Genomic DNA, 13,080 nt, shown 5'->3' with positions numbered 1-13,080 from the left:
GTTGGCAACGTCGGATCCACGGGTGGCCATGCTTTCACCGTGGCAGTACGTCGCCTTTGCTGCGTCGTAGGTCACCGTGGCGTGATCGTTGATGGCAACGACGTGTTCCTGCCCACGCTCGATACGAACCAGTTTCACGCGCAGGCGGAGCGTGCCTTCGGTCGATGTGCCCGACAGCAAAGCAACGGGGTCGTCTCGCTCAGGACGCTCATACTTGAGCGCAAGCATGTAGCGGTATCCGAACTCGGCGAACGGACCGACAGTGAAGGGGATGCTGATGGCATTCCCCTTCCGAGCGACGGAGAACGGCGCACTCGCAAACGGCGCCACGGGCTTGTCCGCACAAGCACCCAGCGCAACAGCCATGGCCATCGTGGCCAGCAACTTCACCAACATTCCGTTCTCCGTGGTCGAAGGGCGGAGCATGCAGGCCATCGGTGTCGATGTAAATAGCTAACTTATTGAGTTATTTATCAAATGAGATCCTTCTCATGAGAATTTAGGTCGCCACACGCCCTGCTGCGGCGTGACTTGACACCGGTGTCAGTCCCGTTACACCCTGATGACGAGTCCGGTGCGGGGGCACCTTCGGACGGGGTGATTCACCCTTGGGGCGAGCGCGGTGGGGAAAGCGGGGATGCTCTTTCTTGCGGGCGATATCGGCGGTACGAACGGCCACGTTGCGCTCGTGCGCGCGGCCGACGAACGGCCGGGCGACATTGAGACGATTGCCTATCGCGTGTATCCCTGCGCGGCTTTCGCGTCGCTCACCGATCTGCTCAAGGCGTTCATCGACGACGAGGTCCGTGTCCCGGTTTCGCATTGCGTACTGGCGTGTGCCGGCCAGGTCATCGGTGACGAGGTGGCGAACGACAACCTCCCCTGGCCCGTCCGCGTCGACACCCTGCGCGCGTCGCTCGGCCTCACCGAGGTCGCGGTACTCAATGATTTCGAAGCCCTGGCCTACGCCATCGAAGGGCCGCTGGCCGCGAGTGGCCGGCACCTGTGCGGTCCATCCACGCGCGGGCCGGGCCCATCGCTGGTGGTCGGACCCGGCACGGGGCTGGGCGCGGCGGCCTATGTGCCCGGTGCCAGCAGCGGCGTGGTGCTGACCACGGAAGCCGGGCAGATGGACTTCGCGCCCCATTCCCTTCGCGAACGCGAGGTACTCGCGTGGCTCGCGCCGGAAGGTGGCTACGTACCCGTCGAGCACATCGTCTCGGGGCCCGGCCTTCTCACGATTTACGAAGCGCTGTGTGCGCTGGATGGCGAAGTGTCGTCGCTGGCTACGCCGAAGGCGGTCACCGCGGCCGCCGCGGCGGCTGACAGCCCGCACGCCGTGGAGGCGGTCGCGCTGTTCTGCGCGGCGCTGGGCAGCTTCACCGGCAACGTTGCCATGACGTACATGCCGACCGGCGGGGTCTTCCTCGCCGGTGGCTTTCTCTCCTCCATCTTCGACCTGCTGAAGCACAGCGCGTTTGAAGAACGCTTCCTGCACGGCCGCAGCGTCCGCGGCCTGCTGGCCCAGGTGCCGGTGTGGGTGACGGAGCACGGTTGCCACGGCGTGCAGGGTGCCGCGCGCTGGTACATGCGCCAGTGGGCAGCGACCCGCTCCGCGACCGCCGAGGGCGCCGCCGCATGAGGCCGGGCGCGCCCCTGCAGCGTCTGCGCCGGGCGGTGCTGGTGGTTGCGATCGGCTTATCCGCGGCCGGCGCGTGGGCGGCGGACGCCGTGCCGGCCACCTGGTCACTCCTGCCCACACCAGCCGTAGCGAAGCCCGCGGGCACAGGCGTCGTCGAGGTGGCCAATAACGCCGTCGTGGCGGTGCATGGCCCCGACACCGCCGGCATGCGCGCCATCGTGGATAACTTCACCAGGCGCATCGCCAGCGTGCGGGGACTATCGCTGCGGAAGTCGACAGGCGGCGACGCCAAAGCAGCGGTCACGTTCGATATCCGCCCCGACGCGGCCGTCGTCGGTGACGAGGGCTACGCCGTCACCATCGGCAAGGACGGCATCGTCGTCACCGCACGCACGGAACGCGGTGCGTTCTACGGCGGCGTGACGGTGTGGCAACTCCTTACACCGCCCGGCTGGAAGCGCGGCGCCGTCGCACGCGTACCGTACGGCAGCATCGAGGATCACCCGCGCTTCGCATGGCGCGCCCTGCTGCTCGATTCCAGCCGGCACTACCAGAGCGCCGACGAGATCAGGCAGCTGATCGACGGGATGTCGCTCGACAAGCTCAATGTCCTGGTCTGGCACATCACGGATGACCAGGGCTGGCGGCTACCCATGCCGAAGTATCCGGAACTGGCCACGAAGGGCGCATGCCGTGACGCCGTCGGCAACGACGCCGAGGTTACGGGCGGGCGCGACAAGCCCTACTGCAAGACGTATTCGGCCGAAGAGATCAGCGCCATCGTGCGCTATGCGGCCGAACGGCAGGTCGATATCGTGCCGGAGATCGACCTGCCCGGGCATTCGCAGGCGGCCATCTCCGCTTATCCGTGGCTTGGCGTGACCGGCAAGCGGCCGCCGGTATGGACCGCATGGGGCGTCAGCCCCTGGCTGCTCAACCCGAACGCGAAGACGCTGCACTTCGTCCAGGATGTCATGGACGAAGTCATGCACCTGTTCCCCTCGCGCTACGTCTCCATCGGGGGCGATGAGGCGGACAAGCAGCAGTGGAATGCATCACCCGAGGTCAACGCGCAGATGAAGGCCCTGAAGCTCGCCAGCATGGACGAGCTGCAAGGCTGGTTCATGGAGCAGGTGGCCAACTACCTGGTCGCACACGGGCGCACGCCGGTGGGCTGGGATGACGAAGTGGACGCTGGCGTCGCCCTGCCGAAAGCACAGGTCGTGATGTCCTGGCACGGGGATCACAACGAGCGTGTCGCGCTCGCCGCCCTGCGCCAGGGCCACGAGGTGGTCATGACGCCGCAGGAATCGCTCTATTTCGATCACCTGCAGTCGAACCACCCGGACGAGTGGGCTGGCCCGCCGCCGGAAGTCACGCTGCGCCAGGCCTATGACGCGCCGGTCATACCGCCAGGCGCCACGGCCGCCGAGGCAACGCACGTCATCGGCGTGCAGGCCGGCCTGTGGGCCGAGCAGTTGCAGACCTTCGCGAACCACCAGCACGCCACTTACCCGCGGATCGCCGCGCTGGCGGAACTCGGCTGGTCACCCGCCGCCGCGCACGACTGGCAGGGTTTCCTCGGGCGCCTGCCCGCCGAACTGGCGCGCTACCGCGCCCTGGGCATCGCCGCGGCGGACACGGCCTACGCGCCGACCTTCGATGTATCACGCGCGGCGAACGGAGCCTTCCGCGTGGCTCTGGCCAACCAGGTCGAGAGCGGCGAGATCCGCTACACCCGCGACGGCACGGCGCCCAGTGCCCGCTCCGCGCGCTATACGCAGCCGCTCACCCTGCCCGCAGGGACCACACTCAAGGCAGCGACGTTTGCGGCCGACGGAAGCGAGCTCGCCGCGCCACGCTCACGAACGCTGGATGACTCGGCGCTGCTGAGCCGCGATAGCACCGCGCTCAAGACCTGCTCGGGCGAGCCGCCATCACGGCTGCAAGGCACCAGGCCAGCACGGGGCACGAGCCCGGTTTACGCCGTCGAGATCGGCAACGCGTGCTGGATGTGGCCGGACGCAAACATCGATGGCGCCACGCGCGTCAGCGTGACCGCGGAACGGCTGCCCTGGCGCTACGGCGACGAGGCCCGCGACGCGACCGTCCGCGAGCGCCACGGCGCGAACGACGTCATCGAAATTCATGCGACCAGCTGTAGTGGCCCGCAGGTCGCCGCGCTGCCGCTGCCGCCATCCGCTGGGCAGGTGCACGCGGAGGTAACACTCCCCGCGCCGGTGGCCGCGGGTGCGCAGGCGCTGTGCTTGGTGGCTACGGGTGACCCACGCGAGGGGCAGTGGGCGCTGGGGAAGGTTTCGTTTTCAAGGTAAGGCGGCGCGCAGGGGCGCATCGCGGGTTGGGAAGAAGACAGCATCGCAACGGCGCGCGCCATGACGGAGCCGCCGGGCATCACGCGTTTTCGCAAGCAGGGTTCCTGGGTTCCGACAGGCAACAGTCACGAGGTCACGGCCATGTCCACAGCACTTCGCAAGCATCCCTTGTCGTTCGCTATCACGCTTACCCTGCTGGCGGTCGCGACCGCACCGGCCAGGGCCTCCACGTTCTTCGACGTGCAACAGGACGGACAACCCGCCCAGGCCACGACCACCCAGGCCACGCCGCCTCCGCCGGCTGCGAAGAAGGGCGACGACAAGAACGCCGTGGACCTGTCGGCAGTCACGGTCACCGGCGTGCGCGCATCGCAGATGAAGGCGATCGACGTGAAGCGCGACGCCGACAAGATCCAGGACAGCATCACCGCTGAAAACATCGGCGCGCTGCCCGACACCACGATCACCGATTCGCTCCAGCGCATCACCGGCGTGCAGATCAACCGCGATGCGGGCGTGGGCACCTCGGTCGACGTACGCGGCCTGCCGCAGGTCGGCACCATGCTCAACGGCGAGGTGTTCATCACCGCCGACCAGATCGACTCCCAGCAACCCGACTTCAGCATGCTGCCGTCGACCCTGTTCCACGGCGCGGACGTGGTCAAGTCCGCCACCGCGGATGAAACCGATGCGGGCATCAGCGGTGCGATCGACCTGCACACCTACCGCCCATGGGATCTCCCCTCCGGCTTCACCTATAGCTACTCGGCCAACGGCGAGCGCGGCTCGACGACGAAGCACACCGGGCCCGAGGCCAACGGCCTGTTCTCGTACAACGACAACGGCCGCTGGGGTTTCCTGGTGTCCGGCGACTACTCCGATACCCGGCGCATGAACTCCACCGAGGGCCTGGACCAGTACGGCGTGGTCTTCAACGGCGAGAACGCGGCGAGCGCGGGCGGCTACAACGGCTTCCTCACCCCGTGGAACGGCGCGCCCATCCCTTCGCAGATCGTGCAGAACGCCGACGGCAGCGTCGACGTCAATGGAGACGGCAAGTCCAACGGCGTGTTCATGGGCAGCCAGAACTTCGGCATCAACCAGATCATCACCGAGCGCAAGCGCAAGTCGGGCAACGCCTCGTTCCAGTTCGACATCGGCAACGGCTTCAGCCTGACCAGCGATTACTTCTACTCGCAGCAGCACGAGTTCAACCGCAACGTCGGCGTCCAGTTCAACTCCACCAACTGGCAGGGCGCGACGTACGTCCCGCTCCAGTCGCAGGATACCGGCCGCCCGGCGCTCGGCTCGTACGGCACGCCCGAGCCGGGCTGGGAAGGCTCGAACCTGTACACGACGCAGGTCTACCAGAAGTGGCCCGGCGACGTGGAGTCGTACTCGTCGATGATCCGCAAGTTCTCCGTCGCGAAGAACTTCAACCTCCAGCTGGATTACGACGATGGCGGCCCGTTCACCGCGAGCCTGCGCGGAATCCACGACACCGCATCGCAGCATCTGCAGGAAACCGACGTCAATATTTCCGATTCGGATGGCGCGTTGTGGCCCAACGTGCTGATGGATGGCGTGCCGGATGATGCGGTTCCGCCCGGGACGATGGTCTACCCCGCCGAGCTGGGCGGCAACCGCGTCTTCAACCCCACGGGCATCCCGCAGAACACGATACCCATCACGGCGGACTTCCGCGGGCGGTACCTCAAGATCGGAACACCCGCCGAGCTGGCCGCAGCCTTCGCCGACCCGAATGCGTGGACGTTCAAGACGCTTGAGTCTTCGGGCAACTACGACCGCAAGGTGGCCCTCAACGCCTTGCGTTTCGACGGCAAGTTCGACTTCAACGATGGCTTCAAGCTGAAGTTCGGTGTGCGCAACAGCATCCGTTCGGCGGACAACAAGGGCTACACGTTCGAAGTGCCGGTGTATGCCGGTATGGGTGCAAGCGATCCGGGTGGCTGCCTGGTGCGCTACGTGGGTGCCGACGTGGTGTTGAACAGCGGTTCGTGTACCGCCGGCAACGATCTCGGCTACTTCCGTGCGGGTCCGTTGTCGGCCCTCTCGATGCCGAAGACCGCCGCGCCGCTCGCGGACAACTTCAAGGCCTATAACAACCTGCTCGGCTCTGGCATCGATTTCTGGGCGGTCGACCCGAATGCGATGAAGAACCCCGAGGATTACTGGAAGTCGCTGTACCCCGATACCGTAAGCGTGGGCGAGCCAGGTACCACCTGGGGCGTGCGACTCAAGGAGCTCACCGGGTACCTGCAGGGCGACTTCAACGGCACGATCGGTGACATGACCTACAGCGGTAACGTCGGCGTGCGGGTTATCCGTAGCCATCTCGACGTGACCCAGCACCTCACGGGCGACCCAGGCGCCTACGGCGACGAGCCAGAAGACGTGGGCAGGGATATCACCAAGCGGCGCTACCAGGACATCCTGCCTTCGGCGAACTTCGCACTGGATGTGACGGACAGCGTAAAGGTCCGCCTGGCGTACTCGAAAAACATGATGCCGCTCGACCTGAGCACCTGGGCCGGTGGCCTGCAGCTGAACTACTCCCTGTCCGAGACGCCCGACGGCCCGGTGTTCCGCGTGTCGAACGGTACGTCATCAGGCAACCCGAACCTCGACCCCTGGCGTTCCACCAACTTCGGCGCGTCGGCCGAGTGGTACATCAACCCGTCGAGCATGGTCAGCCTGGCACTGTTCCGCATCAACGTGGATAGCTTCATCAAGAACGGCAGCGTGACCAACTGCACCCTGCCCGACGAGGATGGCGTGGTGCGCGACCACTGCATCGTCATCACCCAGCCGGTCCAGGGCACGGGCAACAACATCAAGGGCGCGGAGTTCGACTACCGCCAGGCCTTCACCTTCCTCCCGGGCATCTTCTCGAAGACGGGCATGGAGGTGAACGCCACGTACGCGCCGAGCAATTCGGGCGAGAAGGACCTGGCCGGCAAGAAGATCCCGTTCCAGGACAACTCCACCAAGTCCGGCAACTTCATCCTCTGGTACCAGGATGACCGCTTCCAGGCGCGCGTGGCGTACAACTACCGGTCGCGCCGCGCGGTGATGGACAGCGTGGGTGGCATCACCGGGCTGGAGATGTACGAGGCGCCGCAGAAGTACATCGATGCCTCGATCTCGTACAAGTTCGCCAAGCAGCTGGAAGTGTTCCTCAACGGCACCAACCTGACCAACGAGTACCAGAAGTACTATCTGGTCTTCCCGAACCAGCCGGGGCACTCGACGTTCTCCGAGCGCATGTTCATGTTCGGCATCCGCGGCCAGTGGTAGGAAAAACCATGAGTGAGCGACAGTTCCACCGTTCGATCGGCGTGTTCTCCGGAACCGCCATCAACATGACGCAGATGTGCGGCATCGGTCCCTTCATCACCATCCCCCTGATGGTGGCGGCGATGGGGGGACCCCAGGCCATCGTCGGTTGGATCGTCGGTGCGTTGCTCGCGATGGCCGATGGCCTGGTGTGGGCGGAACTCGGTGCGGCCATGCCGGGCTCCGGCGGTACCTATGTGTACCTGCGCGAGGCCTTCCAGGAGCGCACCGGCAAGCTCATGCCGTTCCTGTTTATCTGGACCATGTTGCTCGCCATCCCGCTGCTGATGTCCACGGGCATCATCGGCATGGTCGAGTACCTGCAGTTCTTCTTCCCCAACATGGGCTGGTGGCCGTCGCACCTGGTCGGCATCGCGGCGACGGGCCTTGTCACGTGGTTGCTGTATCGCCGGATCGAATCGGTCCGCGTGATCACGGTGGCCCTGTGGGTGATCATGCTCATCTCGATCATCGGTGTGGCGGCCGCGGGCTTCTCGCACTTCAACGCCAGCCTGGCGTTCGACTTCCCGCCTGACGCTTTCGGTCCACGCTTCTTCGCCGGCCTGGGCGCGGGCCTCATCATTGGCGTGTACGACTACCTGGGCTACAACACGACGGCGTATATCGGCGACGAGCTGCGCGATCCGGGCCGGACGATGCCGCGCTCCATCATCATCTCGATCATGGCGATGATGGTGATCTACCTTCTGCTCAACATCAGCGTGCTGGGCGTGGCGCCGTGGCAGGAGATCGCCCATTCCAAATCGATCGCCTCGTTGGTGGTCGAGCGCAGCTGGGGCCATGCGGCGGCGGCGGTCATGACCACGCTCATCATCGTCACCGCCCTCGCCTCCGTTTTCACCGGGCTGCTGGGCGGCTCGCGCGTGCCGTTCGAGGCGGCCCGGGACAAGGTCTTCCTTTCCACCTTCGGCCGGCTGCACGCGCGGGATGGCTTTCCGCACGTCGCCCTCCTGACCATGGGCCTCGTCACGGCCATCGGCACGTTCTTCGACCTGACCGAGGTCATCAACATGCTGCTCACCGCGACCATCCTGGTGCAGTCGCTGGCCCAGGTGGTCGCGCTCGTCGTGTTGCGCCGGCGCCGGCCGGATCTCACGCGGCCGTACCGGCAGTGGCTTTACCCGGTGCCCTGCATCATCGCGCTGGTCGGCTGGATCTACGTCTACATCTCCGCGTCGACCTTGTCGCTGCTACTGTCGGGCGCCTGGATCGTCGCCGGGGTCGTGGTGTTCATGCTCTGGGCGCGCGTCAACGCGGCATGGCCTTTCGCCCCTATCGAAACCCACCGCACCGCCATCGGGGAGCCCTAGCACCATGCCCATCGCAGCCCGGGCCGCCGTCGTCGCGGCCGCCATGATGAGCCTTGGCGCCGTACCGGCCGCCATAGCCCGTACCACCTATGCCGACACCCGCGTCGCGGCAGACGCGGGCACCCTGACGCCGATCGCGCACTGGCAGATCCAGGACACGTCGAAGGCCCAGGAAGCTGGTGCCGCGATATCCGAGGCGGGCTTCGCCACGAAGGAGTGGTATCCCGTGACCGGCCGCGCCACCGTCATGGCCGGCCTGCTGGAGAACGACGCCTTCAAGTTCGACGTGTTCCACAGCGACAACCTGCGCGCGGTGCAGGTGCCGGATGCCAGCGGCAACCTGTTCGTGACGCCGTGGTGGTATCGCGCGGGATTCACCCTCGCAAAGCCCTCCGCGTCGCGACACACGCTGCTGCGCACCAACGGCATCATCGCCAGCGCGGATGTGTGGGTGAACGGGCAACAGGTAGCCGACCACGCGGACGTCGCGGGCGCGTACCCGGTGCACGACATCGACGTGACGCGCTGGGTGCACGGCGGCGCCAATGCCGTGGCCCTGAAGGTGTATCCCGGCGATCCGCGGATGAGCCTCTCCATCGGCTGGGTCGACTGGAATCCCACGCCGCCGGACAACAACATGGGCCCGTGGCGTGGCGTCGATATCGTGCAGACCGGCCCGGTGGCCCTGAGCGCGCCGCTCGTGCAGACCACCCTCTCGGCGGACCTGAAGCAGGCGACGCTGGCGGTGAAGGTCACCGCGACCAACCTGGATAGCGTGGCCCATGATGCGACGGTGTCGGGCACGGTAGCCGACAAGCCGATCCAGCAGACGGTCCATCTCGGCCCGGGCGAAGTGAAAATCGTCTCGCTTGCCGGCAGTTCCGCGCCGGCCGTGACGCTGGATAACCCGACGATCTGGTGGCCGATCGGGATGGGCGACCATCCGCTGTACAGCATGGCGGTGACCGCGAGCGTCGACGGCGCGCCTTCGGATCGCGCGGCCACGCACTTTGGCGTACGCCGCGTCGAGTCCAGCCTCACCCGCCAGGGCTACCGGCAGTTCACCATCAATGGCCAGCCCCTGCTGATCCGCGGCGGCGGCTGGGCACCCGACATGTTCCTGCGCGACGACCCCGCGCGGATGGAGGCCGAGTTCAGCTATGTCGTGAACCTCGGGATCAATACCATCCGCAGCGAAGGCAAGCTCGAGAACGATCGTTTCTACGAGCTGGCCGATCGCCACGGCATCCTCGTGCTGGCTGGCTGGGAGTGCTGCTCCAAGTGGGAGGCCGCGGCGAAGACCGGCGGCCAGCCGTGGAACGACGCGGACATGCGCGTGGCGCAGGCCTCCATGGCCAGCGAAGCGCGACTGCTCCGCAACCATCCCTCGGTGATCGGCTTCTACATCGGCAGCGACCATGCGCCGCCGCCCGCGCTTTCGAAGATGTACGCCGACACCCTGCGCGCCGAGGACTGGTCGCTACCGGTCATCTCCGCGGCGGTGGCCGAGGGCACGGCCGAGGCGGGCCCGTCCGGCATGAAGATGGCCGGGCCGTACGACTGGATCCCGCCGTCCTACTGGTACGCCGACAAGCTGGGCGGTGCGTTTGGCTTCGATTCGGAAGTGAGCGCGGGTGCGGTCATCCCGCGCCTCGAGGATGTGCAGCGGATGCTCTCGGTGCAAGAGCAGGAGGCCTTATGGAAGTACCCCGAGGCCAGGCAGTACCACGCGTCCGCGGACTGGTCGACGTTCGCCGTGCTCACGCCCTTCGATACCGCGCTCGCGAAGCGTTATGGCGCACCGACGGGACTCGCCGATTACGTTGCCAAGGCCCAGCTGGATAACTACGACAACGTGCGCGCCCAGTTCGAGGCGTTCAACGCGCACATGGGTGCCGCCAACCCGTCGACGGGCGTCATCTACTGGATGCTCAACAATGCCTGGCCTTCGCTGCACTGGCATCTCTACGATTACTACATGAACCCGGCCGGCGCGTATTACGGCGCGAAGAAGGCCAACGAACCGGTCCACATCCAGTACTCGTACGATTCCCGCGCCATCGTGGTGGTGAACCACACGCTGGACGCACGGCATGCGCTGCAGGCGACGGTGCGCGTGCGCAACCTCGACGGCAGCGTGCGCTTCGAGAAGCAGGTGCAGGGCATCGAGCTCGCGGGCAACCATGCGCAGACCGTGTCCGAACTTCCCGCGGTGGCTAACCTGTCGCCGGTGCATTTCGTCGAACTGGACCTGGCCGCGTCCGATGGCAAACCGGTGAGCCGCAACGTCTACTGGCTCTCCACGCGTGCGGACAAGCTCGACTGGGCGAAGTCGAACTGGTACCTCACGCCGCTCACGCAATATGGCGACTTCACCGCACTGGCCTCGATGCCCAGGGCCTCCCGCGAGGTGCATGCTTCCACGGTGCGCGAGGGTAAGGAAGACGTCACCACCGTGACGCTCTCCGTGCCGGCGTCCTCGGCAGGGGCGGCGATCCAGGAACATCTCTCGATCCGTCGCGGGGCGAAGGGTGAGCTTGCGCTGCCCGTGAGGTGGACTGACAATGACCTCACGCTCTGGCCGGGCGAATCCATCGTGCTGACCGCGCGCTATCCGGCGCAGGGTACGGCCGGCACGGTGGTCGAGGTGGCCGGTTGGAACGCCCCCGTGGAGCAGTTCACGGCGGGAGTCACCCAGGGAACGAAGCATTGAAGAGGCCTTCATGTCGCGCGTGACCATCAACGATGTGGCTCGTGCGTCCGATACGTCGAAGAAGACCGTCTCACGCGTGCTCAACCAGGAACCGGGCGTGCGCAAGGAAGTGCGCGAACGCGTGATGGCTGCCGTCGCCGAACTGAACTACCGGCCGCTCACCTCGGCGCGCAGCCTCGCCTCCAACCGGTCCTTCATGATCGGGCTGCTCTACGACAACCTTTCGCCGAGCTATGTCATGGAGGTTCAGGCCGGCGTGCAGGAGGCCTGCGAGGCACACCAGTACAGCATGATGGTGCAGCCGCTCGATTCGACGGCGCCGGATTTCATGGAGCGCGTCGAGGGCATCCTCTGGCGGCACCGGCCCGATGGGCTGGTCCTTACGCCACCGATTACCGACCATGCCGCGCTGCTTGCCCACCTGCGCGCTTCGGAGCTTCCCTTCACATCGATTGCGCCGCGCAAGCCGAAAGGCATCGCGGGCGTGATCCTGCGCGAACGCGAGGCCGCCGCGGCCATGGTCGCGCACCTCGTCGAGCTGGGGCACCGGCGCATCGCCCACATCATCGGCGACCCGAAGCATGGCGCTGGCGTGTGGCGCCTGGCCGGTTTCCGCGATGGACTCAAGCGTGCCGGGCTCGAGGAGCGCGCCGACTACATGGTGCAGGGCCGCTTCTCCTTCGAGTCCGGCGTGAACGCCGCCCGCCAGTTGCTGCGCCTGAAGCAACGGCCCACGGCCATCTTCGCCGCCGACGACGACATGGCCGTCGGCGCCATCTGGGCGGCCGCCGAGGCGGGTGTCTCCGTTCCCGGCGACGTCTCCATCTGCGGTTTCGACGACACCACCATCGCCACGCAGGTCTGGCCGTTGCTCACCACGGTGCACCAGCCCGTCCGCGACATGGGCAAGCGCGCCACCGAAGAGCTGCTGCTCGGCCTGCTCGGCAAGGGCGAACCGCGTATGGTCGAGGTCGACTACCAGATGCGCCTGCGCGCCTCCACGGCGCCCGCCCGCTGATCCACGGCAACCACCACCGCCCCAAGGAAGCACTGCATGTCCGCGACGCCAGATGCCCCGAAACCCCAGCGCCGGTTCCACTTCATCTCCGGGCTGCCGCGCGCGGGCACCACGCTGCTCGCCGCCATCCTCAACCAGAACCCGCGCTTCCGCGCCGGCATGACCAGCCCCGTCGCCGACATCATGGGCGTGGTCGTCGCCGAGGCCAGCAGCCGTAACGATTTCGCGTTCGATGTCTCGGATGAGCAGCGCGTCGCCCTGCTGCGCGGCCTGGTCGAGAACTTCTACTCGGTCGATACCCGCCCCGAAGCCATCTTCGACATGAGCCGCCTGTGGTGCAGCCGGATGGGCCTGCTCAACACGCTGTTCCCCGGGGTGAAGGTCATCGCCTGCGTTCGCCAGCTGGCGTGGGTGCTCGACAGCATGGAGCGGCTGGTGCTGAAGCAACCGGTCAGCGTGAGCAAGGTCTTCCGCTACGACACGAACACCACCGTTTACTCGCGGGTCGAGGCGCTCACCGATCCGCGCGGCATGGTCGGCTTCGCCTACCAGGCGACGAAAGAGGCGTTCTATGGCGAGCACGCCCGCGACCATCTCCTGCTGCTGACCTACGAGACGCTCGTGCGCGACCCGGAAACGGCGATGCGTGCGGTCTATCGGTTCCTCGGCGAACCGTGGTTCGAACA

General features: G+C 66.4%; 8 protein-coding genes. 7 read left to right on the top strand and 1 reads right to left on the bottom strand.

All coding sequences use genetic code 11. The features are described from left to right. Positions 1-390, bottom strand: a 390-nt coding sequence (locus tag ACTHLF_RS01110; protein WP_440324087.1) for a hypothetical protein, incomplete at its 3' end; no start/stop codon positions are given. Positions 391-637: 247 nt separating this feature from the next. Between ACTHLF_RS01110 and ACTHLF_RS01105 the strand changes: the two genes are divergently transcribed. From ACTHLF_RS01105 to ACTHLF_RS01075, 7 genes are all read left to right on the top strand, one after another. Further along, a complete protein-coding gene (locus ACTHLF_RS01105) occupies positions 638-1,642 on the top strand; it encodes a glucokinase (protein WP_440324085.1) in 1,005 nt (334 codons plus the stop codon). Then, a complete protein-coding gene (locus ACTHLF_RS01100) occupies positions 1,639-3,975 on the top strand; it encodes a beta-N-acetylhexosaminidase (protein ID WP_440324083.1) in 2,337 nt (778 codons plus the stop codon). Before ACTHLF_RS01105 ends, ACTHLF_RS01100 begins: the two co-directional genes overlap by 4 nt. 141 nt (positions 3,976-4,116) lie before the next feature. Further along, positions 4,117-7,293 carry a TonB-dependent receptor gene (locus tag ACTHLF_RS01095; protein ID WP_440324081.1) on the top strand — a complete coding sequence of 1,059 codons (3,177 nt, stop codon included), beginning with the start codon at positions 4,117-4,119 and terminating at the stop codon, positions 7,291-7,293. Between the two features lie 8 nt (positions 7,294-7,301). Further along, entirely contained in the window at positions 7,302-8,663 is a 1,362-nt protein-coding gene (locus tag ACTHLF_RS01090; protein WP_440324079.1) for an APC family permease, read from the top strand. A 4-nt stretch (positions 8,664-8,667) separates the two neighbouring features. Beyond that, positions 8,668-11,376, top strand: a complete 2,709-nt coding sequence (locus ACTHLF_RS01085; protein ID WP_440324077.1) for a glycosyl hydrolase 2 galactose-binding domain-containing protein — start codon at positions 8,668-8,670, stop codon at positions 11,374-11,376. A 10-nt stretch (positions 11,377-11,386) separates the two neighbouring features. Next, positions 11,387-12,394 (top strand): LacI family DNA-binding transcriptional regulator, encoded by a 1,008-nt coding sequence (locus ACTHLF_RS01080; protein WP_440324075.1) that lies wholly within the window; start codon positions 11,387-11,389, stop codon positions 12,392-12,394. Positions 12,395-12,430: 36 nt separating this feature from the next. After that, positions 12,431-13,080 (top strand): sulfotransferase family protein (locus tag ACTHLF_RS01075; RefSeq protein ID WP_440324073.1); only part of this gene is annotated, 650 nt, incomplete at its 3' end.

Origin of the sequence: Luteibacter sp. (genome assembly GCF_051958795.1) — a bacterium.
In the GTDB taxonomy this organism is placed as follows: Bacteria; Pseudomonadota; Gammaproteobacteria; order Xanthomonadales; family Rhodanobacteraceae; genus Luteibacter.
The sequence above is the reverse complement of the archived record's forward strand: the minus strand, read 5'-3'. Positions and strand labels throughout refer to the sequence as shown.

Bases quoted from the DNA above. Each gene is read 5' to 3' on its own strand.
- ACTHLF_RS01095 (WP_440324081.1), top strand. From the start codon at position 4,117: ATGTCCACAGCACTTCGCAAGCATCCCTTGTCGTTCGCTATCACGCTT.
- ACTHLF_RS01090 (WP_440324079.1), top strand. From the start codon at position 7,302: ATGAGTGAGCGACAGTTCCACCGTTCGATCGGCGTGTTCTCCGGAACC.
- ACTHLF_RS01105 (WP_440324085.1), top strand. From the start codon at position 638: ATGCTCTTTCTTGCGGGCGATATCGGCGGTACGAACGGCCACGTTGCG.
- ACTHLF_RS01100 (WP_440324083.1), top strand. From the start codon at position 1,639: ATGAGGCCGGGCGCGCCCCTGCAGCGTCTGCGCCGGGCGGTGCTGGTG.
- ACTHLF_RS01080 (WP_440324075.1), top strand. From the start codon at position 11,387: ATGTCGCGCGTGACCATCAACGATGTGGCTCGTGCGTCCGATACGTCG.
- ACTHLF_RS01085 (WP_440324077.1), top strand. From the start codon at position 8,668: ATGCCCATCGCAGCCCGGGCCGCCGTCGTCGCGGCCGCCATGATGAGC.